Annotated in this window: 19 protein-coding genes; 14 read left to right on the forward strand and 5 right to left on the reverse strand. The window is 62.6% G+C overall.

The features are described 5' to 3' along the window. Positions 1 to 3: 3 nt before the first annotated feature. Positions 4 to 513 carry a DUF3515 family protein gene (locus M1D51_RS08655; protein ID WP_458109217.1) on the reverse strand — a complete coding sequence of 170 codons (510 nt, stop codon included), beginning with the start codon at positions 511 to 513 and terminating at the stop codon, positions 4 to 6. 122 nt (positions 514 to 635) lie between these two features. Here M1D51_RS08655 and M1D51_RS08660 point away from each other — a divergent pair, with 122 nt between their 5' ends. From M1D51_RS08660 to rsmD, 4 genes are read left to right on the forward strand one after another with little or no spacing between them, the layout of a single operon-like run. After that, positions 636 to 1649: a thiamine-phosphate kinase gene (locus M1D51_RS08660; RefSeq protein WP_172322910.1), complete on the forward strand. Its 1014-nt coding sequence runs from the start codon at positions 636 to 638 to the stop codon at positions 1647 to 1649. Between the two features lie 22 nt (positions 1650 to 1671). After that, on the forward strand, positions 1672 to 2751 hold the full coding sequence (locus M1D51_RS08665) for a DAK2 domain-containing protein (protein WP_458109218.1): 1080 nt from the start codon (positions 1672 to 1674) through the stop codon (positions 2749 to 2751). Further along, the gene (locus M1D51_RS08670) at positions 2741 to 4996 is read left to right on the forward strand and encodes an ATP-dependent DNA helicase RecG (RefSeq protein WP_458109219.1); all 2256 of its coding nucleotides are present in this window, start codon (positions 2741 to 2743) and stop codon (positions 4994 to 4996) included. Before M1D51_RS08665 ends, M1D51_RS08670 begins: the two co-directional genes overlap by 11 nt. Before the next feature lie 45 nt (positions 4997 to 5041). Continuing rightward, positions 5042 to 5608: a 16S rRNA (guanine(966)-N(2))-methyltransferase RsmD gene (gene rsmD, locus M1D51_RS08675; RefSeq protein ID WP_458109220.1), complete on the forward strand. Its 567-nt coding sequence runs from the start codon at positions 5042 to 5044 to the stop codon at positions 5606 to 5608. Here the strand turns inward: rsmD and M1D51_RS08680 are convergent. Both M1D51_RS08680 and M1D51_RS08685 read right to left on the reverse strand, forming a co-directional pair. Further along, entirely contained in the window at positions 5605 to 6417 is an 813-nt protein-coding gene (locus M1D51_RS08680; protein WP_458109568.1) for a spermidine synthase, read from the reverse strand. The genes rsmD and M1D51_RS08680 overlap by 4 nt on opposite strands. Further along, positions 6414 to 7679, reverse strand: coding sequence for an aminotransferase class I/II-fold pyridoxal phosphate-dependent enzyme (locus tag M1D51_RS08685; protein WP_458109221.1), 1266 nt, complete (start codon positions 7677 to 7679; stop codon positions 6414 to 6416). The genes M1D51_RS08680 and M1D51_RS08685 overlap by 4 nt, the downstream gene beginning before the upstream one ends. A gap of 35 nt (positions 7680 to 7714) precedes the next feature. On the opposite strand from M1D51_RS08685, the gene coaD reads away from it, so the two are divergent. From coaD to M1D51_RS08725, 8 genes are all read left to right on the forward strand, one after another. Then, a complete protein-coding gene (gene coaD / locus M1D51_RS08690; protein ID WP_172322906.1) occupies positions 7715 to 8215 on the forward strand; it encodes a pantetheine-phosphate adenylyltransferase in 501 nt (166 codons plus the stop codon). A gap of 166 nt (positions 8216 to 8381) precedes the next feature. After that, positions 8382 to 8909 carry a YceD family protein gene (locus tag M1D51_RS08695; RefSeq protein ID WP_081733237.1) on the forward strand — a complete coding sequence of 176 codons (528 nt, stop codon included), beginning with the start codon at positions 8382 to 8384 and terminating at the stop codon, positions 8907 to 8909. Positions 8910 to 8942: 33 nt separating this feature from the next. Continuing rightward, on the forward strand, positions 8943 to 9146 hold the full coding sequence (gene rpmF, locus M1D51_RS08700; protein WP_011775139.1) for a 50S ribosomal protein L32: 204 nt from the start codon (positions 8943 to 8945) through the stop codon (positions 9144 to 9146). A 23-nt stretch (positions 9147 to 9169) separates the two neighbouring features. Then, positions 9170 to 9880 (forward strand): ribonuclease III, encoded by a 711-nt coding sequence (gene rnc / locus M1D51_RS08705; protein ID WP_172322905.1) that lies wholly within the window; start codon positions 9170 to 9172, stop codon positions 9878 to 9880. 6 nt (positions 9881 to 9886) lie between these two features. Next, positions 9887 to 10870 (forward strand): bifunctional DNA-formamidopyrimidine glycosylase/DNA-(apurinic or apyrimidinic site) lyase, encoded by a 984-nt coding sequence (mutM, locus tag M1D51_RS08710; protein WP_458109222.1) that lies wholly within the window; start codon positions 9887 to 9889, stop codon positions 10868 to 10870. 183 nt (positions 10871 to 11053) lie between these two features. Then, on the forward strand, positions 11054 to 11767 hold the full coding sequence (locus tag M1D51_RS08715; RefSeq protein WP_458109223.1) for a hypothetical protein: 714 nt from the start codon (positions 11054 to 11056) through the stop codon (positions 11765 to 11767). Between the two features lie 8 nt (positions 11768 to 11775). Beyond that, positions 11776 to 13077 (forward strand): MFS transporter, encoded by a 1302-nt coding sequence (locus tag M1D51_RS08720; protein ID WP_458109224.1) that lies wholly within the window; start codon positions 11776 to 11778, stop codon positions 13075 to 13077. 8 nt (positions 13078 to 13085) lie between these two features. Continuing rightward, positions 13086 to 14102, forward strand: a complete 1017-nt coding sequence (locus M1D51_RS08725) for a TolB family protein (protein WP_458109225.1) — start codon at positions 13086 to 13088, stop codon at positions 14100 to 14102. Positions 14103 to 14192: 90 nt separating this feature from the next. On the opposite strand, the gene M1D51_RS08730 is transcribed toward M1D51_RS08725, so the two are convergent. Further along, positions 14193 to 19088, reverse strand: coding sequence for a DUF4082 domain-containing protein (locus tag M1D51_RS08730; protein ID WP_458109226.1), 4896 nt, complete (start codon positions 19086 to 19088; stop codon positions 14193 to 14195). A gap of 356 nt (positions 19089 to 19444) precedes the next feature. On the opposite strand from M1D51_RS08730, the gene smc reads away from it, so the two are divergent. Both smc and ftsY read left to right on the forward strand, forming a co-directional pair. Next, positions 19445 to 23023 carry a chromosome segregation protein SMC gene (gene smc / locus M1D51_RS08735; RefSeq protein ID WP_458109227.1) on the forward strand — a complete coding sequence of 1193 codons (3579 nt, stop codon included), beginning with the start codon at positions 19445 to 19447 and terminating at the stop codon, positions 23021 to 23023. A 20-nt stretch (positions 23024 to 23043) separates the two neighbouring features. Further along, positions 23044 to 24249 (forward strand): signal recognition particle-docking protein FtsY, encoded by a 1206-nt coding sequence (ftsY, locus tag M1D51_RS08740; protein WP_172324548.1) that lies wholly within the window; start codon positions 23044 to 23046, stop codon positions 24247 to 24249. Between the two features lie 72 nt (positions 24250 to 24321). Here ftsY and M1D51_RS08745 read toward each other — a convergent pair whose 3' ends face one another. Then, a complete protein-coding gene (locus M1D51_RS08745; protein ID WP_458109228.1) occupies positions 24322 to 25542 on the reverse strand; it encodes an MFS transporter in 1221 nt (406 codons plus the stop codon). Positions 25543 to 25608: the final 66 nt, after the last annotated feature.

Raw genomic sequence — 25608 nt, forward strand, 5'->3', positions numbered from 1 at the left:
GGGCTACTTGCCGGACGGCAGGTTCTGCAGGTCTTCCTGACCCACGCACTTGCCGGTGGCCTTGATCTTGCCGACAGCGGCTGCGAGTTCAGTGAGCACAGTTGCGGAGCTGATGTTGGCCGCTTCAAGTTTGACCGGATCGATCAGGATCTCAGTGGCAGGTTCCCGGCCAAACGTGGTGAGCGTGTAAACGGGATCGCCTTCTTTGATGACCCAATCGATGTCATTGACGCTCACGCAGCGGTCCGTGGTGGGCCCGGGAACATTCACTCCACATCGGAGAATGACCTGCGACGGCTCACCCCATGCTGCCGTGGCCTGGCTGTTGGTCTTGCGCAGCGAGGCATCGCCGATCCGGTCAGGCAAAGCAACCATCATCGGAGCGCAGGCCGGGTTGGCAGCGTCGGCCGCGGCCGTGACATCAACGGCAGGGGAACATGCCGACAAAGCGAGGACGGACGCAAAGGCCATGGAAACAGTCAGGGCTATCCGGCGGAGGGTCTTTCGGTGCATCCATCCAGCCTATCCCGCACGGGCGGCCCTACGGATCCGCGTATTCCCGGTCACATGTCCGCCGGCACTTGGGGGCAGCTGCGCGGCATTATTCTGTCAGTGGATCGCGATAGCGTAGAGCCGTGCCCGCAGAACAAATAACCGTCCAAGACCTTTCGGAATCCGAGCTCCTTGCCCGGATCTTTCCGCGCCTGAACCACAGCCCCGGCATCTTGCTGGGCCCGGGAGACGATGCCGCCCTGGTGGCCGCGCCGGACGGGCGCACCTTGATCTCCATCGACACCCAAACCCAGGACCAGGACTTCAGGTTGGAGTGGAACAACGGCTACCGGACTACCGGATACGACGTCGGGTGGAAGGCTGCGGCGCAAAATCTCAGCGACATCAATGCGATGGGCGGCAGCGCCACCTCCCTGGTTGTCAGCCTTACCATGCCACCGGAAACTCCCGTCAGGTGGGTCGAAGACTTCGCCGACGGCCTGACGGCGGCAATTATCGGATTGGGTGCCCCTGACTGTTCTGTGGCGGGTGGAGACCTCGGAAGGGGCCGCGAGCTGGCGGTGACGGTGGCCGTCGTCGGAACCCTCAGTGGCGTGGCGCCCGTGCTGCGTTCCGGAGCCAGGCCCGGAGACGTGGTGGCTGTTGCAGGGACCTTGGGCAGGGCCGCTGCCGGTTGGGCGTTGTTGGAAAGCACATTTCCCATGGACAGCCTGAACGAGGAACAGCGGGCGTTGGTGGAAAGCCAGTGCCGCCCGGAACCCCCTTTGGCTGCAGGGCCCTTGGCTGCGAGGGCAGGCGCAACTGCCATGATGGATATTTCCGATGGCCTGCTTCGGGATGGCAGCAGGCTTGCTGCGGCCAGCCAGGTTGCCCTTGACTTCGACCCTGTGGCCTTGAAGGCCAATGCTCTGCCGCTGGAACCCGCTGCCGTTTTCCTGGGTCGGGACGCAATGTCTTGGGTCCTGGGCGGGGGAGAGGACCACGGATTGCTGGCCACCTTCCCGGCAGGAATTCAGCTGCCGCAGGGGTTCACTGCGATAGGCTCAGTTCAAGCCGTTGTCGAGCCACCAGGCAGCGGCGTCCGGATCGCCGGGCAAGCTGCTGACACCGTTGGATGGGATCACTTTGCAGACTAAGATCGCCGCGAATGCGCACGCCATGAAACGTTGGCTAGGCAAGGCGGAGGTGGTCCTTGGCAACCACAGTGATCGCCTGAACGCGATTAACATCTTCCCGGTAGCCGATGGCGATACCGGCACCAACCTGTACCTCACGGTCCGTGCAGCGGTGTCCGCCCTTGATGGCACCACGCCGGATATCACCGAAACGGGTAACAACGTCGGCGCGGTTTTATCCCGCGCCGGACAAGCGGCCATGGAACAGGCACGGGGTAATTCGGGCACTCTGTTCGCAGTCTTCCTGTGTGCCGTTGCCGAGCCATTGGCCGGTAAATCGCGCCTGAGTGCCCCGCTGCTTGCCACGGCGTTGAACAGGGCCCAGATCCGGGCCTGGTCCGCGTTAAGTGAGCCGGTGGCAGGAACCATGCTTTCGGTTCTGGAAGCGGCCTCGGACGCTGCGCAGGCTGTGGATGCTTCCCAAAACTCCGACGACAGCAACCATGCCCTGGGCCTTGCACTTGACGCCATTGTGGAGGCTGCCTACCAGGCAGTTGTCCGAACCGAGGGCGAACTGGCCCAACTCCAGGAAGCCCATGTGGTGGACGCCGGAGGCGTGGGGATGCTGCTGATCCTGGACTGCCTGCGTTCGGCGGTCCTGGGTGAAGAACTCCAAGACGAGCTTCTGGACGGGCTCCACGGCTATAAGCTGCAGGACCCGCACATTCATGAGCGCATGCCGGCCGATGACGGCGTGGAAGTAATGTGCACCATCAACTTGTCCCCGTTGAACGCAGCCATCCTGAGGCAGCGCCTTGATGAGATGGGTGATTCGGTCATCATGAGCCAGGTGGGTGCTGCCCCGGGGCAGGACGATGACGACGAATCAACGGTTGAAGCGAGCTACCGGTGGAGGGTCCACGTCCACGTTCCGAATCCCGATCCCGCAGTGGCACTGATTCGTTCACTGGGCGAGCCTACGGACATCGCAGTCAGCCAGTTGGCCTTGCCCAGTGCAGATGGCGGCGGTGCAGATGGCGACAGTGCAGATGGCGGTAAGCCGGGTGCTCATGGGCGCCCGCAAGAGCCCAGCGTTACAGGCCAGTCACGGCATGATTACTGAACTGGAACTACCCCTCGAGCGCAGAATCGGCAAGAGGTCCGCAGCAGTCATTGAAAAGCACCTGGGCCTCAAAACCACAGGTGCGTTGCTGAACTACTTCCCGCGCCGGTATTTGAGCCGTGGCGAGCTGACGCCCATCAGCGATCTTCCGCTGGATGAAGAAGTCACCCTGATTGCACGGGTGTTGTCCAACACCACCCGCCAGATGCGGGCCCGGCGCGGATCCATTACTGATGTAGTGGTAACCGACGAGGCCGGTGGAAACGGGGTTCAAGGCACCCTGAAAGTCAGTTTCTTCAACGGCTTCAGGGCCAAAGCGGAACTTCAGCCAGGCAGGCGGGCCATGTTCTCCGGAAAGGTCACCCGTTATGGCGGTGCGCTTGGCCTGACCAACCCGGACTTCCTGCTGCTGGATGAGGACCCGGAAGCTGAAGGCTCCCTCGACCCGGAGAAGCTTGCCGCCATGCCCATCCCGGTTTATCCGGCCACCGCTAAACTCACCAGCTGGTCCATCCATAAGGTGATCACCGCCTTGCTCCAGACCATGGAGCTTGAAGCCCTGGAAGACCCACTTCCCGCAAGCATTGTCCGCAGGGACGGGTTCCCCAGCGTAGCTGAGGCCTACCGGCTGATCCATTCGCCGGAGACAGCGAAGGATTGGCAACGCGCACAGGATCGTTTTCGGTACCAGGAAGCATTGGTGCTGCAGACTGCCCTGGCCAGGCGGCGAGCTCAGCTTGCGGCAGAGGAGGCCACCGCCCGCCGTGCCCGTCCCGACGGATTGCTCCGCAGCTTTGACCAAAACCTGCCGTTCACACTGACGGCCGGCCAATCCGCCGTCGGGAAGACGCTTGCTGAAGAACTGGCCCGGGATACGCCGATGAACCGGCTGTTGCAGGGCGAAGTGGGTTCCGGCAAGACCATTGTTGCCCTCAGGGCCATGTTGCAGGTGGTGGATTCCGGAGGCCAGGCCGCGCTGTTGGCGCCTACTGAAGTCCTGGCGGCGCAGCACTTCCACTCGATCCGCCGGACTTTGGGTTCGTTGGCACGGGACCATGTCTTTGGCGGGGCCGGGATGCTCGGTGGAGATTCGGGGCAGGAGTCGGTCCACGTGACGTTGCTGACGGGTTCCATGCCCACGGCGGCCCGCAAGCAGGCCATGCTGGACGCTGCCTCGGGAAACGCCGGAATCGTCATCGGCACCCACGCCTTGCTCAGTGATAAGACCAGCTTCCAGGACCTTGGCCTGATTGTGGTGGACGAGCAACACCGTTTTGGCGTCGAGCAGCGTGACGCCCTCCGGGCCAAGGCGCAGCGGCCGCCGCACCTGCTGGTCATGACGGCAACCCCCATTCCCCGCACGGTGGCCATGACGGTGTTCGGCGACCTTGAAACCTCCATCCTGGATGAGCTTCCGGCTGGTCGGGCTCCCATCTCCACGCATGTTGTGGGCCTGGTGGAAAACCCCGGTTGGGTGGACCGCATCTGGAAACGATCGCGTGAAGAGGTTGATTCAGGCCATCAGGTGTACGTCGTCTGCCCCAAAATTGGAACGGACGACGACGGCGACTTCAGCCCGGGAGAAGCGGAACCCAGCGACGCCGAACTCGCGGACGAAGGATCGGCGCGGGAGTTGGCATCGGTGACTGCCGTCGTCGAGAGCCTTCTGCAGGAGCCGGCGCTGGCTGGTGTCCCGGTGGCACCCCTTCATGGCCGGCAGGACCCGCAGCTTAAATCGGAGACCATGGCGTCCTTTGCTGCCAACGAGGTCAAGGTGCTGGTTTCCACCACCGTTATTGAGGTGGGTGTGGATGTCCACAACGCCACCTTGATGGTGATTCTGGACGCCGACCGTTTTGGAATTTCCCAACTTCACCAGCTCCGCGGCCGGGTAGGTCGGGGTGGTCTGCTGGGAACGTGCTTGTTGGTGACCACTTTGGAGCCTGACCATCCGAGCCGCCGACGCCTTGAGGCTGTGGCATCGACCACTGATGGGTTTGAGCTGTCCCAGGAAGATTTGAAGCTTCGGCGTGAAGGGGACATCCTCGGGGCTTCCCAATCCGGGGGGCGCTCAACGCTGAAGTTGCTCAGGGTCCTGGACCATGAAGACATCATTGCCCGCGCACGCACGGATGCCCAGGGCCTGGTTGCAGAGGATCCCACGCTCCTGCATCAGCCGGGACTGGCCGCAGCAATCGATCAGTACTTGAACCCCGAGAAGGAGGCGTTCCTTGAACGCGGTTAGAAACCCAGGCGGCCCTCGAGGCGCGTCGGTATCCGGAGCAACCCTGTGAGCCGGATCATTGCCGGAGTTGGTGGTGGGAACCCGCTGACCAGCGTCCCCGGAACCGCTACGCGGCCCACTACCGACCGCGTCAAGGAAGCCCTTTTCTCCAGGCTGGAATCCTTGGCGGTCATTGACGATGCCCGGGTTCTTGACCTGTATGCGGGCTCGGGAGCCTTAGGCATTGAGAGCGCCAGCCGTGGTGCCCGCAGCGTGGATCTGGTGGAGTTTGATGCCAAGGCGAGCGACGTCTGCCAACGCAATGCTGATTTGTTGAACCAATTGCTGGGCGGAAAAAGAGTTTCAGTCCACCGATCCAAGGTGGAGTCGTTCCTGGAGCGGACCCGTGAGGGCGTGCTGTGGGACCTGGTCTTCCTTGATCCGCCGTACCCTCTGGACGAGCCGGCCCTGAGCGCTGTGTTGACGAAGCTGGCGACATATCTGGATGAGGGGGCCGTGGTGGTTGTAGAGCGGAGTTCGCGCAGTCCCGAGCCGGAATGGCCCGGGACCATGGAATGCTTCGCCGACAAAAAGTACGGTGAGACCAAACTGTGGTTCGCCGAACCGGCTTAGCGGGTGGAACCGGACCCCTGGGCGGCAATCCGGTCCAGGTCCATTCCGGTGAGAACTGCGGCAGGATGGGGCCCGCGGGCCAGTAATTCCTTTGTCCATTCCGGGGACCATTTGCTGCGTGTGCCCACCAGGATAATATTCCCGGGGTAGCGGCCCTCAAACATGCCGGTTTCTGCGACCGCAGCGACGTCCGGCATGGCTTCCCGCAGGGCGGACACCTGGCTTCGCACCAGCGTCAGCGCCGGTTCGTCTCCCACATTGACGATCAGTACCCCCTCGGGACCCAATCGAGCCGCAGCTTCTTCGTAGAACTCCCGGCATGCGATGTGGGCCGGCGCTTCCGGCCCGGAGAAGATGTCGAGAATCACGACGTCGAATGCGGCCTCCGTGCCCAACTCCGCCAGGGCGTCGCGTGCGTCGCCAATATGGGTACTCAACAGAGTGTCTTGGGGCATGGGCAGCTTGTGGAGGACGAAATCCAGGAGTTCACGTTCCAGCTCCACGGCGTACTGCTCCGAACCGGGACGTGTTGCCTGGATGTAGCGGGCCAGGGTCAGCGCCCCCGCGCCCAGGTGCAGGGCTCGGATCGGTTCCCCGGGCCCGGCGGCCAAATCCACCACATGGCCGATCCTGCGCAGGTATTCATAAAAAATCTCCCGAGGATCTGCGAGGTTGACGTGGGATTGCTCGGCCCCGCCGATGCTCAGGATGAAGCTGCCCTCAATGAGGGTATCTGCGTCTATGGTGGCGTGCTGTCCCGTGGTCCGGAGATAGCGGGAGGCGTGGTGTCCGGGGCCGGTGGTACTCAGAGCCGGTCCTTGAGTGAGGCGAGGCGTTCTGCCGCTTCTTCAAGGACTGATGTCTTTTTGCAGAAGGCGAAGCGCAGCAGGCTGCGGGTGCGCTCGGCTCCTTCAGGATGACAGAAGACCGGTACCGGAATTGCAGCAACTCCCACCAGTGCGGGGAGGCGCCGCGCCAAGTCAACGGAATCGCGGATGCCCAAGGGAGCCGTGTCCACATTGATGAAGTAGGTGCCGCTGGGGCTGTACACGCCGAACCCTGCCGCACGCAGTCCTTCGGCCAGAATGTCGCGCTTGTGCTGCAGGGTAGTGGCAATACCTGTGTAGAACTCGTCGGGAAGGCCAAGACCAACAGCAATGGCGCCTTGGAAGGGCGTGCCCGAACTGTAGGTCAGGAACTGCTTCACTGTACGCACGGCAGAGACCAAGTGGTCCGGGCCGCTGAGCCAACCGATTTTCCAGCCAGTGAAGGAAAAGGTCTTACCGGCCGAGGAAATGGTGATGGTCCGTTCCGCTGCTCCCGGAAGGGACGTGACAGGGATGTGGTCCACACCGAAGGTCAAGTGTTCGTAAACTTCGTCACTGACAATGAGGGCGTCGTACTTGATGGCAAGCTCCACAATCTTGGCCAGGACCGGACGGGGAAAGACAGCGCCGGTGGGATTGTGCGGATTGTTCAGGAGCACCATGCGGGTTCGGTGACTGAACGCACTTTCAAGGGCTGACAGGTCCGGGAGGAAATCCGGGGCCTGCAAGGGCGCAGTAACGTGGGTGGCACCTGCCAGTCCGATGATGGCGCCGTAGGAGTCATAGAAGGGTTCGAAAGTCAGGACTTCGTCACCCGGCTGGATGAAAGCGAGCAGTGTTGCCGCGATGGCCTCCGTTGCACCGGTGGTGACAAGCACTTCGGTCTCGGGGTCAGGGGTCAGGCCGTAAAAGCGCTGCTGGTGTGCCGTGATGGCTTCCCTCAGGACGGGAAGGCCTTTGCCGGGTGCGTACTGGTTGGCCCCGGATGCAATGGCCGACCGGGCTGCCCTCTTGATCTCATCGGGCCCGTCTTCGTCCGGAAAACCCTGGCCAAGGTTGATGGCCCCGGTGGAGACAGCGAGGGTGGTCATTTCCTCAAAGATGGTCACTCCCAGCCCTCCTTCCGGTGAGAGGAGGTTGGCCCCTGTCGCAGCCCGCTGCCAAGGTGCCGGGGCGGTGTCCGGAATGGTCCCGGCGCTCGTATCAAGGGAGGGTCTGGTGCCTGCGGATGCCATGTGTGCCATGGTATCCCGGCGAAGCTATGGGGTAGGTTCGTCTCATGAGACGAGCGGTATGCCCCGGATCCTTTGACCCTATCCATAATGGACATCTCGAAGTCATTGCCAGGGCCGCCGGCCTGTTTGACGAAGTCATTGTGGCCGTGTCCACCAACTACGCCAAGAAGTACCGGTTCGGCCTGGAAGACCGGATGGAAATGGCCCGCGAAACGCTGGCATCCCTTCGTGGAATCATTGTTGAGCCCATGGGTGAGGGGCTTCTGGCCGACTACTGCCGTCATAGGGGAGTATCTGCCATTGTCAAAGGCCTTCGCTCATCGTCTGATTTCGATTACGAACTCCCCATGGCCACCATGAACCGCCAGTTGGCCGGCGTCGAAACCGTGTTCCTTCCTGCCGAAGCTCACTACGTCCATTTGTCCTCCACGCTCATCAAGGAAGTGAACGTGCTGGGCGGGGATATCTCTGACTTTGTCCCCAAATCCGTGCTAAAACGGCTCCTCGCTGGCGAGCCTGCAACGGAACACCCGCGCAAAGGGTAGGCTTGATGGGTACCTCGCGCCCTTTCGCGGAGTGCCCCAAGCTGAAACCACCGTGCATTCGTGCGCGCCCGGCGTCGGTTTGAGTCCTCAAGCGTGATCAGGCTAAGATGGTACGTCGGTCATATGTTCTACAGGAGTTCTCATTAAGCGAGATGCAAGTTCGCCCTTGGCGCTGGTAGTCAAGGACCTTGGACGCAGTCCAGGGACCATGCGGACACTCAACGAGCATGTACCTGCGCCAAGTGACCTTGGTGTGGCGCTCATTGGTGTGAAGGAAGGCTCGGATATCGAGCTGGATCTTCGCCTTGAGGCCGTACACGAAGGAATTCTGGTATCCGGCACCGTAATCGTCGAAGTAACCGGCGAGTGCGGCCGATGCCTGGATCCCCTTGCGTATGACCTTGAAGTCAATGTGCAAGAACTTTTCTTCTATGAAGGCGTAGAGCTTTCGGGCGGAGAAGACGATGAAGAGCAACGTCGAGTCGAGTACGATCTAATCGATCTTGAGCCGGTGTTGCGGGACGCAGTTGTCACTATGCTGCCGTTCCAGCCGGTGTGCCGGGAAGACTGCCAGGGTCTGTGCTCCGAATGTGGAGCGCGCCTGGAAGACGAGCCGGGGCACCACCACGAGGTCATTGACCCTCGCTGGGCTGCCCTAGCTGATCTGGCTAAGACTGACCGGCAAACCGATTAGTAAGTGTTCGTCTAAGAGAGAAATGAGATAGCCGTGGCTGTTCCCAAGCGGAAAATGTCTCGCGCAAATACACGCGCCCGCCGTGCCCAGTGGAAGGCAACTGCCCCCAACTTGGTCAAGACCATCGAAAACGGTCAGGTTACCTACAGCCTGCCGCACCAGGCAAAGGTCGTTACTGACTCTGCCGGCACCGCGCTGTTCCTTGAATACAAGGGCCGCAAGGTCGCAGACGCCTAATCTGCCGTACAGGCTGACTAAGGATGTCTTCAACTGAAGAGCTTCTGAAGCGTCTCGGTGTCTCAATTGACACCGAGACGCTTCGTCTTGCTCTGACACATCGCTCATACGCGTATGAGAACGGCGGGATTCCCACCAACGAGCGCCTCGAGTTCCTCGGCGACTCCATTCTGGGCTTCTCCGTCACCGATTCTCTCTACCGTGAGAACCCCACGCTGCCAGAAGGCGAACTCGCCAAGCGGCGATCCGCCGTCGTCAGTACGCGTGCGCTGGCCGGGATCGGCCGGGAAATCGGCGTTGGCGAGTTCATCTACCTGGGTCAGGGCGAGAAACTGACCGATGGTAAGAACAAAGCCTCCATTCTGGCCGACACCATGGAGGCATTGATCGGCGCCACCTACTTGTCCAACGACATGGAGACAGCGCGTCAATTGGTCATGCGTCTTGTGGGTCCGCTCCTCAAGGACGCAGGAGCCCTGGGCGCCGGGACCGACTGGAAGACCAGCATCCAGGAACTGACCGCCAGCCGGCAACTGGGAGCCATCCACTATGCCGTGGAAGGCTCCGGTCCGGATCATGCCCGTACCTTCGAAGCGGTATTGAACATTGGCGGGACACCTTATGGACGCGGCTCGGGCCATTCCAAGAAGGAAGCGGAGCAGGAAGCCGCCGCTGATGCCTGGCGTGCTCTGACCGCCTTGGATCCGGCTCCTACCGGCCCTGCTTCGTCTTGAACCTCCATGCCTGAACTTCCCGAGGTAGAGGTAGTCCGGCGCGGCCTGGCGCGTTGGGTCCGCGGCCGTTCCGTCACCGGCGTCGAGGTCCTTGATCCACGCTCCATCCGTCGGCATGCCCTGGGAACTGAAGACTTCATTGGCAATCTTGAGGATGCCACGGTGCTTGACGTCGTGAGGCGTGGCAAATTCCTGTGGATGCCCCTGGCTGTGACCAGCATGACGGGCGCCACCCCAAACATCACTGAAATGGCGCCGGGTGACCACCTTCCCAAGGCAGCCCTCATGGCCCACTTGGGGATGAGTGGTCAGCTGTTGATGCAGGACCCTGAGGTTCCGGACGAAAAGCACCTCAAAGTCAGGATCAAACTCAGCCCTGCCGAGGGCATGCCGGAGCAGCTGCGGTTCGTCGATCAACGGATATTCGGTGGACTGTTCGTGACCTCGTTGGTTCCCACCCCTGATGGCGGGCCTGGTGGCCTGGGCGAGACACCGTTGCCGGAAATTGCGGAGGAAGCCGCCCATATTGCCCGGGACCCGCTGGACCCCTTTTTCTCCTTCGACGTTTTCTATCGAAAAATCAAGAACCGCAAAACAGGAATCAAAAGGGCGCTCCTGGACCAGTCCGTCATTTCGGGCATCGGCAATATCTATGCCGATGAAGCCTTATGGCGTGCCCGGCTCCACTACGCAAGGGCAACTGAGACCATGCGCCGTGCGGATGCTGAGCGACTGGTTGAAGCGGTCAAGGACGTCATGCAAGCTGCTCTCGCAGCCGGCGGGACGAGTTTCGATTCGCTATACGTCAATGTCAACGGCGATTCGGGATACTTTTCCCGCTCACTGAATGCTTACGGGCGCGCCGGCGAATTGTGCAGCCGCTGTGAAGGAACAGGCCTGCACAGCATCATGAAGAGGGAACAGTTCATGAACCGTTCCTCCTACACCTGTCCTGTTTGTCAGCCCCGGCCCCGGAATGGACGTTGGTAGGGCCAAAACTGTTCCGGAATCCGGGTTGCAATGGCAGACTGTCCCCATGAACAGCTTGGCGCTTCGAATCGCCATCGCAAAGATCAACGCCACCACATTGCGGGTGGCGTCAGTTCTACCCGCGGCCGTTCTTGATGCAGGATCCACCTGCTCCTTCCGCGGCCCAGCCGGTCCAGGAATGCCATGATGGCGCGGCGGCTGGTCATAGCGGGTATATGCCTTGCTGTGTTGATTGCCGCCGCAGCCATAGTGCTCGACCAAATGGCCAGACAGGGAGCAGCGTCCGCGCAAAGCCCTGCATCGTCCAGTTCAAGCCCTGACGCAGGGGCCGAATCCACCGTTTCGGGCGCACCCACGTCCGGCAGTACGGCGTCGGGCACTGAAGGTACCGCAAGCGGGGGCAGCCCGACCCCGGGCAGCGGCAGCGGCACGGAGGGCAGCGCCGCAGCGAACACGGCCAAGCCCCTGGAAGTGCTCCCTCCCGTCACGGCCACCGCAACAGGTTTGCCTGAACCTTCCGCGCCGGCGCCGCTCATCACTGGTGCGCTTCCTGAGCCCGGCAGTGCGTCGGGCGAGCTGGTGGATGGCTGGCCCGACGGCGTGCTGTCGCTGCCGGCCGGAACCACTATCGGTTCAACGTCGGTCTCCACCTCAGGAGAGATCCTGCAGCTCACTGCGGACGGCATCATTGCCAAACCGCAGGCCGAAGTCCTTGATTTCTTCCGCCAGTCCTTGGTCTCACGCGGTTTCTGGACCGAGGAAGCCCCGGCTGGGGACGGCGCCATGGCTGCCCGTTTTGTACGAGGCACGGACACTGTGACGGTTTCCGTGTCCACCACGGGGACGGGCAGTTCGCGCTTCCAGCTGTTGGGCAGCCTGCATACAACGGCGGAGTAAGGGAACCGATGTATATTTCGCTATCAGACCGCAGCGGCGGCAAAAGGGACAAGTCCCGGAACAATGCAACGGCACTGGCAGCGGAGGTGCCGTTCCGTTTGTCCCCGGTCATCCTGTGGTTGGGCATCGTGAGCATGGTTACCGATGTTTCGTCCGAATCGGTCACGGCAATCCTTCCCCTGTATGTGACCGGGTTCCTGGGGCTTTCCACCATAGCTTTTGGTTTCATTGACGGCATCAACCAAGGCGCCAGCGCCATCGTCAGGATTGCGGCCGGGTGGGCGGCGGATCGCAGCGGGCATCCCAAACGGATAGCCTTGGCCGGCTATGGATTGTCAATGCTGGCCAGGATCGGTTTCCTTTTTGCCGGAGGTTTCTGGGCTATTGCGGCAATCGTGACCGGCGACAGAATCGGCAAGGGAATTCGCACTGCGCCAAGGGACGCGCTGATCTCCGTGTCCGCCCAGCCTGAACATTTGGCACGGTCTTTTGGCGTTCACAGAATGCTGGACAATATCGGGGCGGCTGCAGGTCCTTTGATTGCTTTCTTTGTCTTATTGATGATCCCCAATGGTTTCAGCACTGTCTTTGTGGTCTCCCTCGCTTTCGCCGTGATCGGGGTTGCCGTCCTGGCGCTGGTGATCCCGGACATCCGAGCGCATGGCGTGAACAGTGCCGACGGAGGCGAAGGCAAAAGGCTCTTCGCATTTTCGTGGAGTCATCTGAAGGAACCCGGTCTGGGAAAATTGCTGATCGCCGCGGGACTCCTGGGGGTGGTGACCATCGGAGATGGTTTCATCTACTTGGTCCTGCAGGCCCGGGATTCATTCGCCGTCCAATGGTTCCCGCTGTTGTTCGTCGGCACCAATGTGGTGTTCCTCGCCCTCGCCGTCCCCTTGGGGAGGCTGGCTGACAGGGTGGGCAAGGTGCCGGTTTTCGTGGGTGGACACATCGCCTTGCTGGCAACTTACCTTCTGGCTGCGGCACCATTTGGGGGACTCTGGGGCACAGTGGGGTGCCTGGTCCTGTTGGGTGCGTTCTACGCGGCAACTGATGGGGTCCTGGCCGCCTTGGCCAGCCAACTTACCCCGGCGGGAAAGCTGGCTACCGGCATAGCGTCAGCGCAAACGGTGGTGGCCTTGAGCCGGATGACCGCTTCGGCGGGATTCGGCGTGCTCTGGTATGCCGTAGGAGCGCCGATGGCCATGGTGGTGGCCAGCGTACTCCTTGCTTGCGCGGTTGTGGCTGTGGCCGTGATCCTTCGAAGTGCCAGGCCGGCCGCACGCCAGGACGCGGGCAGCGGCGCATGAATATGAGTTTGACCGGCAGCAAGGCGAGGTGGGCTGTTCTCCTGATCGTGACGGCAGTTGTCCTGGTGGCGGCGGGTATCTACGCGGTGGGCGCCTACCAACGCTTCGAGGAGAGCAGGACAGCGGCTTCCTCTGTAGGTATCACGGCGGGTCAGCCACTTCCCGGTGTTCCTTTCGTGCTGTTCCGGAACACGGCTTCGGGCCAGGGCTACGGCAATGCGGCAACGGTGTCCCTCTCGGATCCGGGCGGTACCCGTGCCGTGAGTGAACAAGAGTGCGATCGCGTCTATGGAACAGCCGCCACAGTAGTGTGCCTGAAAACAAATCGTGGCTTGGTGACCGCCTTCGAAGCTGCAGTCCTCAACCGGGACTGGCAGGTCCAGCGCTCATGGCCCGTCCCGGGCATTCCGAGCAGGACCAGGGTCAGCGCTGACGGCTCCCTGATCGCTACGACGGTCTTTGTTACCGGACACTCCTACGCTACGTCGGGATTTTCCACTGCCACTGAGATCAGCCTGCCTGGTGGAACGTCCGGGAACCTTGAGGACTTTGCGTTGATGGTCAACGGTGAGCGGCTGGTGGCCACGGACAGGAACATTTGGGGGGTCACTTTCGCCCCCGGCCAGAACGATGTCTTCTACGCCACAGCGGCGTCATCAGGCCGCATCTGGCTGGTCCGGGGGAGCTTGTCGGCGAAAACCCTGACCGCAATCCACGACCACGTGGAGTGCCCATCGATCTCACCTGACGGCACGCGGATCGCTTACAAGAAGAACGACGGCGGCGGGCTGGTTGCGCACTGGAGGGTCGCCGTTCTTGACCTCGCGTCAGGCCAGGAGAGGGTTCTTTCGGAAAAACGCAGCGTGGATGACCAGATCGAATGGCTGGATGACCGGAACCTGCTCTACGGCCTGCCGGACGACGCCGCGGCGGGGGACAGCAACATCTGGCAACTCGGCACAGAACCAGGCTCGCAGCCCGGCCTGTTCATAGCCCATGCGTGGTCTCCAAGCGTCGTTCGCTGAAGGTACCTGTGCTGCAAGATGCCCGCGCTCCGCTGGCGCCCGCCCGGAGTTCGGGGACGGACGCCAGCGGAAGCTGTGTGGCAGATGCCCTCAGCAGGTACCCAGCAACCCGCAGAGCAACCCACCTGACTGGGTCGGACTGGGAGTCGGACTGGGCGAGGGGCTCGGGGAAGCGGTAGCCGTCGCCGTAGCTGTCGCCGTTGCGGTGGGTGTCGGCGTGGGCGTTGCAGTGGCCGTCGGTGCAGACGTGGGCGGTGCAGTGGTGGAATACACCACATCCACAAAGTAGTTCGTGGCGTTCCAAGAGGTGGTTGGCATGACGCCCCCGGATCCATACCGGTAGCGGCCGTTGTTCGGGCCACTGGCGGTGAACACCCCGCTTGTGTAGGTCTGGTTGAAGAACGCAGAGGTGTAGGAGTAGCGGCCATTGGGTGCCCTGTAGGACACCACGTAGGTTTGGCCTGTCACCAACGCGACTGGCGCGGAGAGGGTGGCAGTTTGCCAGCCCGTGGCCGTTTCGTTGGTGAAGGTCACCTGTGCCAGGCGCGTACCTGCCGAGTTCCACAACGAACCCACGTGGGTTCCGGTGTTGCCGGCCCCCTTGTAGAAACGTATGCCCGTCACGTTGCCTGCCTGCGAAACACTGAACGCGGTGCCAAGTTCAACAGGCATGAAGTCGGTCGCGGAAACTACCTGGGGCGTCAGCGATCCAAAGATGGTGGACACCTGGACGGTGGGCGCCGCAGTGGTGAATTGCCAGTTGGTAGCCGGGAACGACTGCCCCTGTTGGGAGAGGACATTACTGACGCTGGCCGAGATCACGGTGCTGTTGGGCAGGGTCGCAGCAGGGGTGAACGTAACGGTCCGGCTGTCCGCAGAGAGGGCAGCTGTACCGGCCACCGGGTTGCCGTTCGCTGTGAGGGTGAACGACGCTCCCGCGCGGATGGCGGAGGAGAAGGTGATGGAAGGCTTCACGTCCGTTGGAATGCCCGTGGCGCCAGGGGCGGGTACCTGTTCGGTGACGGTCAGCGGCTGCACAGCTGTAGCGAACACCACGTCCACCAGGTAACTGGAGGTCGATGATGATGCCGGGAAATCCGTGGTGTAGCTGAAGGCTCCCGAGTCATTGGCGGTGCGCAACGGTCCGCTGGTCAATCCTGCACCAAATCCGCCGGCGGTGTAGGAGTACTTGCCCGTGGGAGCCTTATAGGCAGCCACGTACTCGGTGTCGGCTTCGATGCTGACCGGTTGGCTGAAAGTGACAGTCTGCCAGCCGGTACTTGATTCGTTGGTGAAGGTGGCGGTGGCCAGGAGTTGTCCCGCGGCCGTGAAGAGCGAACCGGTGTGGGTTCCCGTGTTGCCGGCCGCCTTGTAAAAGCGCACACCCGTGATTTGACCGGCCGTATCGCTGGCAAACCGGACACCGAGGGACAACGCAACTCCGTCATTGGCGTCAGGCGTGGTGGGCGTCACGGTATCTTGGTACAGCGTGCAGGGGCAAACGCCCGGAGTCCGCGGTGGGGGAACAGTCGAAAACGTCCACGTACCGCCGGCGGACATCGGTTGTCCGGAGACGGACGTCGCCGTTAGCGTCGCCGTGTAGGAGGTCCCGGCGGCCAGAGGAGCGGTAGGCGTGAAGGTAACTTTGCGGGTAGCGGAATCGTAGGCCGTAGTACCGGCTACAGCTGCACCTCCGGTCACTTTCACTGTCAAGCTGACGCTGGACGCCACTGCGGCCTCGGATAGCACGGCGCTGACTGCGGTGTTCAGCGGAACGCTCGAAGCATTCGGCAGCGGCGAATGCGAACCGACCGTGAACGGCGCATTTGGCACCGTCACTACGACGTCCACCAGGTAGCTGGTAGTGGACCGTGAAGCGGCGAAGTCACCACTATAGGTGTAGGCCCCGGCATCCGAAGCGGCCCGGAGTGGACCCACGCTCAGACCTGAACCGAAGCCGTTGGCGGTAGCCGAGTAAGTACCCGTCAACGATTTATAGGACACGATGTACTCCGCGTTCGCGGCCATTTGGACCGGCTGGCTGAACATGGCCGTCTGCCACCCTGAGGCGCTCTCGTTGGTGAACGCCACTGTGGCCAACTGCTGGCCCGCAGCCGTGTACAAGGCTCCATTGTGGCCGCCAGTGTTGCCGGCGGACTTGTAGAAGCGCATACCTATGATTTCACCTGCGGCAACGCTGGAGAACCTCACGCCCAGCGTCAGTGGCACGCCCTCACGCAGCTCGGCGATGCCGGGTGTCACGGAGTCGTCGAAGAGGCTGCACGGACAAGCACCCGGAACCGGCAGCGTGGCCGCAGTGGTGAAGGACCACGTACCGCCTGCAGTGACCGGACCGCCGATCGAATCCGTGCCGGACAACGTCGCCGTATATTGGGTGCTGAACCCCAACGCGCTCGACGGCGTGAAGGTCGCCCGCCGCGTCGCGGCGTCGTACGCTGTGGTCCCGGCAACAGGGCCGGATGCGGACTGCAGCGTCAGCTTGACACTGGCTGCCGTTACCGGCTTGGAGAACACAGCGCTGACTTTGGTGTTCACGGATACGCTCGACGACGACGGGATGGGCGTCTGGCCCGAGACTGTCATGGGGGAGCTGTCTACGGTGCTGAAGAGCGCATCCGTGAAGTAATTGCCACCATTGAAGCTCGTGGTGGGGAATCCTGGTGAGGTGCTGTAGACCCCGGCCGGCTCAGCGCCGAAACCACCAGCAACCTTCAAGGGAGCATCCGTGGAACCGAAGCTCGCCCACTGATGGTCCTTGGTGGCGTAGTGGCCGTTGGGAGCCCAATAGGACACCGTATATTTCTGACCGGCCGCAACAGCCACGGCCTGGCTGAACAAGGCTGTCTGCCAGCCGGATGCTGTCTCATTGGTAAACGTGGTGGTGGCCAGGCGCTCGCCGGTGGCACTCCACAAAGAACCGGTGTGCGTTCCGGTGTTGGCCGTGCTCTTGTAGAAGCGCACACCGGTGATGAAGCCGTCCACTGACGGAGTGAACCGCAGGCCCATTTCGTAGGCACCGCCGTCACCTGAGTCTTTGACCACAGGAACTGTCTGGCCAAAGACGCTGTAGGGTCCGCTGAGTGTCAGGTTCCTTGTCACTGCCGCGCCGATGTTGGCGCTGTCGTCAATGGCCCGCGCCTGGATGGTGGCGGCAGCGAGGCCCTTCTGGATATAGGTGTAGGACCAGCTCTGCTTCCCGGTGGCGGGGTGCCAGGTGGCACCGCCGTCGGTTGAAACCTCTACACCGGCCACCACGCCGCCCACATCCGTGGCCGTTCCGGTCACGGTGACGCTGCTGCCGTGCGCAACTGTGGCCCCGTTGGCAGGAGTGGAGATGGCGGCCGTGGGTTTGGTGGTGTCGGTGCTGGCGGAAGCTGCCACCAGTCCTGCTGCCCGGGTGGCGGGTTGCGCGCCCATGTCGGCGAGGATATTGACCTGCGCCTGCCTCATGCGGGTGTCGGCTGGAGCACCATTGCCATCGTGCACTTGGTCCAGGCCCCAGGTCCATTGGACGCTGCCGGCCGAGAAGACCAAGGCGCCGCTGGCTGCCCGGTACAAGGTGAGATTATGCGTGGTTGTCCCCGGAGCCACGGTGTTTCCGAAGTCCTGGAGATATTGTGGAACGTTTCCCACGGTGGTGGACAGCCGGATCAAACCTGCTGGACGGAATCCGTTGTCCAGGTCCTCGTTTGATTCGTAGCCCACAGTGTGGGGCGCGAGCGCGGCCGTGGATCCTGCAGCCATGGAGGCCAGTGAGGTGCTGCGCCACAGGCGGGTCTTACCTTCTTCGGCGGACACCCTTACGGGCAGGTCTGAGAAGTTGGACATGTACAGCGTTCCGGTCAGGCCATTTTCAGGCAGGCCGCCGCCGTTGGCTTGGGCCGCAAAGCGGGGGTCGCGCCACGTGCCTGTCCACTGCGCAGTGGGATCAAGCTTTTCATTTGCCCACGTTTCCTTGTAACAAGTCAGCGTGCGGTTGGCGGCACCGTCAACAATCGATGGCTCGAACCGTGTTCTCCAGTACATTTCGTTGCCCGAAAGGAATTGGAGATTCACCCCTGCATCCCGCGCAGCCGTGACGTTGGCGCGTTGGGGACCTGACCAGTATTCGTCGTGTCCGACTGACAGGAATACCTTATGGTTCAGCAATTCGCTGCCGTTACGGTCAGCATCAAGGCCGCTGATGTAGCTGACGTCGTAGCCGTTCTGTTCCAGGAACCGCACCATGGGGTATTCGTTGGCGAAATAGAAGTCTCTGCCATCCGGACCGCCCCTGGTTGCCACAGGACGGTTGTAACTGACCTTATAGGCGCGGCCGTTTACTCCTTGGTAAAAGTCTGCGCCGCCGTAGGAGTTGTAGGCTTGCCAGGTTTGGTCCGCGGTCTGGAAGACCACGGCGGATCGGTTGCCGTCGTTGCGGACGATGAACGTGATGTGGCTCATGCCGCCGGTATCGGGACGCCGGAGAAGCGCAATGTACACGCCGGACACAGCCGTGGAGGGCACTTGCCACGTTGCGGACACCGCCCAGGTAGCACAGTCGTAAATTCCGGTGGTGACGTCGGTCCGGCAAGCAGGTTGGTTTTGCCGGAGGACTGAAGGCGTGACATCGGCGATCTTTCGGGCTCCATTGCCGGCGTACCAGCCTGTCCGGTAGATCGCGATGGTGTAGCTGGGTGCGTTGGTGTCAACCTTGAAGCGGATGGGTTGGCCGGCGTTGACGCTGATCTCCGTGGAAAATCCCTGGATGGTGTCATCGCCCGCACCATCGATGTCCCACTCGGAGGGGGGACTTCCTGTCTTGGAGTTCTCGCACACCACGGGGTTGACCACGGGATCACAGGGCCCTGCGGCTACAGCTGCCGGAGCAGTGAAGGGTAAGAGGGCTGCCACCGTGGCGATCACCAAGGGGACTAAAAAGCCCTTGAAGACTCGCAGGGGTCGGGTGGATGAAGTACCGGGCATCAGAACTCCTGGGGGTGGCGCGCCGAAAAAGCGAATACGGGTCCGCGATTTCACGCACGGTCCCTGCTTGCCGCTCCCCAGCCAGGGTCAAACCAAGATCTTCAGTTGTGCAACACAGGCAGTCAGCACTTGTCTTGACGTTCCGAACATCGGGACCTGATCCCGCAACAGCCGAACCGAAATTCATGCTGCGGCAGGATCACCGGAACCAACAAGCCAAGTAGCCCTTGGCAGGAGTGTAGGGGCGTGGCTTGCCGACCACAAGGCGTTCCGGCAACAGATCCGTGGATTTCGTTCAAACGGCAGTAGATTTAGGGGACACAACCACCCGGGCCACCCAGGAGATCCGAAGCGCCTTGCACTTGAAAAGTTTGACTGTCCGAGGATTCAAGTCGTTCGCGTCGGCCACGACGTTCGACTTCGAACCCGGAGTCACTGCTGTTGTCGGTCCCAACGGGTCAGGCAAATCCAATGTGGTGGATGCCTTGGCCTGGGTGATGGGGGAGCAGGGTGCCAAGACCCTCCGCGGCGGCAAGATGGAGGATGTCATTTTCGCCGGAACCTCCGGCCGGCCCCCGCTGGGAAGAGCCCACGTGGCCCTCACCATAGACAACGCCGACAACGCCCTTCCTATCGAGTACAGCGAAGTCACGATCTCCAGGACGCTGTTCCGTACCGGTGGATCCGAGTACGCCATCAATGGTGCGCCGTGCCGGCTCCTCGATATTCAGGAGCTTCTGTCCGACTCCGGCCTGGGCCGGGAAATGCATGTCATTGTGGGCCAGGGGCAACTGGACCGGGTCCTGCACGCAACACCGGAAGATCGTCGTGGCTTCATTGAGGAAGCCGCGGGCATCCTCAAACATCGCCGGCGCAAGGAAAAAACTGTCCGCAAGCTCGAAGCAATGCAGGCCAACCTGGCAAGGCTCGGAGACCTCACCGCCGAAATCCGGCGACAACTCACTCCGTTGGGCAAACAGGCCGAAATCGCCCGCCGCGCCCAGACGGTCCAGTTCGATGTCCGGGACGCCAGGGCCCGCCTCCTGGCCGATGACCTGGTACAGCTCACGTCCAGCCTTGAGAAGGATGTTGCCGACGAAGCCGCTTTGAAAGAACGACGCCAAGTGGTGGAAGCGGAAATGGGAACCGGGCGCCGGCGTCAGGCTGCCCTGGAACAGCAGGCTGCCGAAGCAACCCCGAAGCTCAATGCCGCGCGCGATCACTGGTACCAGCTCTCCGCCGGCCGGGAGCGGTTACGATCCCTGGGCTCCCTGGCTTCTGAACGCCGCAGGCTCCTGGGGTCCTCGGAGGCTGTGGGTGAGACAGGCAGGGATCCGGAACAGCTGGAACGCCAGGCGGCCCGGGTCCGCGAAGAAGAGTCTGCACTGCAGCATGACATCCTGGCCAAGCAAGCCGCGCTTCTTGAAGCCACCGTAGCCAAGGACTCCGCTGAATCGCTGGCAGCCGCTGAGGACAAGAGGCTGACGGCCATGTTGCGCGCCGCAGCCGACCGCAGGGAAGGCCTGGCCAGGCTTGCGGGCCAGGTGGCCGCTGCCAGGTCCAAGGCCGAGGCTGCCGAAGCTGAACGGGGCCGGCTCAGGGAATCCCTCGCATCCGGCGATGAGCGTCGCCGGAAGGCCCAGAGCGAGTTCACTGCACTTGAATCCCAAGTGGCAGGTGTGGAGGACGGCGAAGAGAGCTTGGACGCCGACTATGAAAATGCCAATGATGTCCTGGACGCCGTCCTTGCCGAAATCGAGGAACTGAAGGCCGCGGAGCGGGAAGCTGTCCGCGAGAGGGATGCCTTGACGGCGCGCCGGGACGCCCTTCAACTGGGCCTCAACCGCAAGGACGGTTCCGGCGCCCTGCTTTCGGCAGAGGGCATCCTGGGGCCCTTGGCTGCGCTGGTGGCTGTTGAGCCGGGGTTCGAGGCCGCCGTCGCTGCTGCTCTGGGAAATGCCTCTGACGCCTTGGTGGTTGATAGCGCTGACAACGCACGGGCGGCCATCACGTCATTGAAAGACGACGACGCCGGGCGCGCGGCCTTGCTCCTGGCCGGCGACGTTGCCGGCGGTGCCGAAGCTCCCGCGGGGCTGTCGCTTCCCGCCTCCAGCCGCTGGGCTTCAGACGTCGTGAAAATTTCCGATCCCGCAGCCCAAGGTGCGTTGGCCTTGTTGGTGGGGACCGTCGTCGTCGATGATCTCCAGTCCGCAGCAGTACTGGTCAAGGAACACCCGGACCTGAAGGCGGTCACGCGTGAGGGCGACGTTTTCACGGCCTTGACCGTCACCGGCGGTTCCTCCACGGCTCCGTCCCTGCTGGAGGTCCAGGCAGCAGTGGACGACGCCGGTGCCCGCCTCCAGGAGGTCACCGCCCGTTTGGAGCGTGGCCGCTTCGCCCTGGCCAACGCCCAGTCCCGCCGCGCCGAAGCGCAGGACCGGGCCGATGCTGCCTTGGAGCGTCTGCATGAGTCCGATGCCCGTCTGGCGGCCGTGGCCGAGCGCCTGGGCCACCTTAATTCCGTCCTCCGCAGCGCCGTGGGCGAAAGCGATCGGCTCGCCGCTTCCATGGCGAAGGCAGAAGCAAACATCGCCGAAGCCCAACTGGACCTTGAAGTTGCCGCGGAACGGCTTGCCGCCGCACAGGAGGCCCCGGACGAGGAACCATCCACGGATCAGCGCGACGAACTCGCCGCCCAGGCACGGATTGCCCGTTCCTTGGAAACAGAAGCCCGGCTGGCTCTCAGGACCGCGGAAGAGCAACTGGGAGCCATCAGCAACCGGGCCGCGTCCCTTGAACGGGCAGCTGCAACGGAACGGCGTGCCCGTGAAGAGGCAGCCCGCAGGGCGCAACGACGCCGTGCCCAGGCGCAGCGTGCGGCGGCTGTGGCGTCAGCGGTAGAGCAGGCGCTCCTCTTTATTGACGTCTCCGTGGAGCTTGCAAGCCGGCAACGCGATCTTGCAGAGCAGACGCGGGAACGGCTGGAGACGGAACTGACTCAGGTCCGGTCCGGCAACGAGGCGCTCGCCCGGGAACTGGCTGAGCTGACGGATTCCGTGCACCGGGACGAGATGGCACGGACCCAGCAGCGCCTTCGAATCGAGGCACTCGAAACACGTTCCATTGAGGAACTGGGACTCACGGCCGAACAACTCGTTGCCGATTATGGCCCCCACCTCCCGGTTCCAGTGCCTGCCGGAGCCACCGCCGACAAGTGGGCTGAACTCAGGGCTCCCGTGGACGAGCACGGCGAAGCGATCATTGAAGGCACTCCGTTCGTCCGGGCGGAGCAGGAAAAGAGGCTTAAAAAGGCTGAGCGGGAGCTGGCCGCACTGGGCAAAGTGAACCCTCTGGCGCTGGAGGAGTTCGCCGCCTTGGAGGAACGGCATCAATTCCTGAGCTCCCAGCTCGAAGACCTCAAATCCAGCCGCAAAGACCTCCTGGACATCATCAAAGAGGTGGACGCCCGGGTCCAGCAGGTCTTCGCCGAAGCGTTTGCCGACACGTCGGCCCAGTTCGATCACGTCTTTGCCCGGCTCTTCCCCGGCGGCGAAGGCAAGTTGGTACTCACGGACCCCGATGACATGCTGACCACGGGCATCGAAGTGGAGGCCAGGCCTGCAGGCAAGAAGATCAAGAGGCTCTCTTTGCTGTCCGGCGGTGAACGTTCCCTCACGGCCGTGGCACTCCTGGTAGCAATTTTCAAGGCCCGCCCATCGCCGTTCTACGTCATGGACGAGGTGGAAGCTGCACTGGACGACACCAACCTGGGCCGGCTCATCACCATCTTCGAGGAATTGCGTGAGTCCAGCCAGCTGATCGTTATCACACACCAGAAGCGCACCATGGAAGTGGCCGACGCCTTGTACGGTGTGACCATGCGTGGCGACGGTGTCTCCACCGTCATCAGCCAGAGGCTCGGTGCCGGGGCGTAGCTTTATGAGAAGGTAGGGGAGTGAACGATTTCCTACCCATAATTCTGTCCATTCTCGCTGCCCTCGTGGTGGTCGGCGGACTCGTACCGGTTCTTTTGAAGGCCCGGAAGTCCGGGGCGAAGTACCCTGGAACCCGGGATGCCAATGACCCCCTGCAGTCGCCGGCAGCGGGCGGCGGAACCCTGGTGGAAGACCGCCCGGACGCGGTGAAGTCCCCGGCTCCCACTTTCGATGGAACCGTCGAGGATACCGATGTCCCGGATGACGCGGCCGGGCTCGAAACCATCGCGATTGACACTCCCGCGCCGGTGGAAGGCAGGCTTACCCGCCTTCGGGCCCGCCTGATCAAGTCCAATAACATTCTGGGCAAGGGCCTCCTGGCTCTCTTGTCGGGCGACAAGATCGATGAAAACGTGTGGGACGAGGTTGAAGAGACGCTCCTCCTGGCCGATCTTGGCACCGAACCCACCATGCAGTTGGTCGATGCCCTGCGCGAACGCGTCAAGGTTCTGGGCACCCGCAGCCCTGAAGATGTCAAGGCGATGCTGCGTGAGGAGCTCATCAAGCTGGTGGATCCCGGCATGGACCGTTCCCTGAACGTTGAGCGCAAGGGCGACCGTCCCGCCGTCGTGCTGGTTGTTGGCGTGAACGGCGTCGGCAAGACCACCACCGTGGGCAAGCTGGCACGTGTGCTGGTTGCCGAAGACAAGGACGTCCTGCTGGGCGCAGCCGACACCTTCCGCGCCGCGGCGGCCGAGCAGTTGGCCACTTGGGGACAGCGTGTTGGAGTTCCCACCGTCAAGTCCGACATCGACGGCGCCGACCCCGCCTCCGTGGCCTACGAAGCCGTGAAAGCCGGGATCGACCAGGAAGTCGATGTTGTCATGGTGGATACCGCAGGACGCCTCCAGAACAAGACCGGCCTGATGGATGAGCTCGGCAAAGTTAAGCGCGTGATTGAGAAACTGGCTGAGGTGGACGAGGTCCTGCTGGTCCTGGACGCCACCACAGGACAGAACGGCCTCAACCAGGCACGGGTGTTCGCCGAAGTGGTGAACATCACCGGCATCGTGCTGACCAAGTTGGATGGAACCGCCAAGGGCGGCATTGTGGTGGCCATCCAGAAGTCGCTGGGTGTCCCGGTGAAGCTCATTGGCTTGGGCGAAGGCCCGGATGACCTTGCACCGTTCGACGCCGAAAGCTTCGTGGACGCGCTGCTCAACTAGCGCACCCGCACCCTTATCCGGCTGGCCGGCAGCAGTGGTGGTCCTGACACCCAGGAGCACCACTGCCGCCGGTCAGTTTTTGGGTTTAAGGGGTTCCCGGGCCGGCAGCCACGCCACGGCGGTGAGGAGGAGCACGCCTCCGGTGATGCCGAATGCCCAACCATAGCCTAGGCGGTCGGCGATCAGGCCGGCTACAACCGGGCCGATGATGGCGCCCGTGTCGGCCGCCATCTGGAAGACTGCCAGTACCTTGCCACCGGAACGTCCCCTGCCAATGACATCAGCGACTGCGGCTTGCTGGGCAGGACCCAACAAGCCGGACCCGAACCCGGCCACGGCTGAAGCGATGAGGAAGCCCGCCAGGTCCGTGGTCAGGCCGATGAAGCCTGTGGACACAGCCGTGATGACCAGCCCCGGGATCAGCAGCGGCTTCCGCCCCCAGGCATCGGCCAAACGTCCGGAAAAGGTCAACGCCAAGGCATTACCCACGGCAAAGATGGCCAAAGCCCACGCAGCCGTCTCAGGTGCGGATTGCAGGACAGCCACGGCAAACAGGGGAATGGTGGCCATGCGGACGCCGAACGTCACCCAGCCGTTGCCGAAACTTGAGAAGACCGCAGCGCGGTAGGCCGAGTCCGAGAGGGCTTCCTTCAGGGTCATGGCCGGTGCCGGAGCAGCGTCTTCGGCGGCATTGCCCTCGCCGCTCAGCATGGTACGGACCACCAATGCGGCTATGAGAAGTGCTCCTGCGTACGCCAGGAAAGGTACCCGGAGACCGAAACCGGCCAGGAGGCCTCCCACTACCGGACCCAGCACGCTGCCGATCAGGAAGGCAGAGGCGTACGCGCCGGACACCCGCCCGCGCCGTTCGGGAGGTGCAAGGCGAATCAGCAATCCCATGGCGGCAACAGTGAACATCACCGAGCCGGCACCGCCGAGGCCCCGGAAGATCAGCAGTTGCCAGTAATCCTGGGCAAACGCGCACGCCGCCGTGGACACGGCCACAATCAGCAAACCGGACACGTAGACGTTGCGTTCTCCAAAGCGGCCGATCAAGGCGCCACCCGCCGGAGCAAACACCAGGCGCATGAACGCGAAGATGCTCACGATCACCGCGGCGGCGGTAGCGCCGACGTCGAAGGTGGTAGCGAACTGCGGCAGCACGGGCGCCACCAGCCCGAATCCCAGGGCGATCAGGAACGCTGCGGCCAACATCACCTTAATATCGCGGGGCAACGGTGCTTTCTCCTGCCTGATCCTTGGAGCTTTGACGGATCTGGGCGTCTCGGTCATACGGGGCGGGTCCTTAGCGGTGGTGGAGGGCCATGGAGGCCGGATGGTCAAAAGCTGCGTATTTCC

This window comes from Arthrobacter sp. R3-55, from assembly GCF_054161505.1.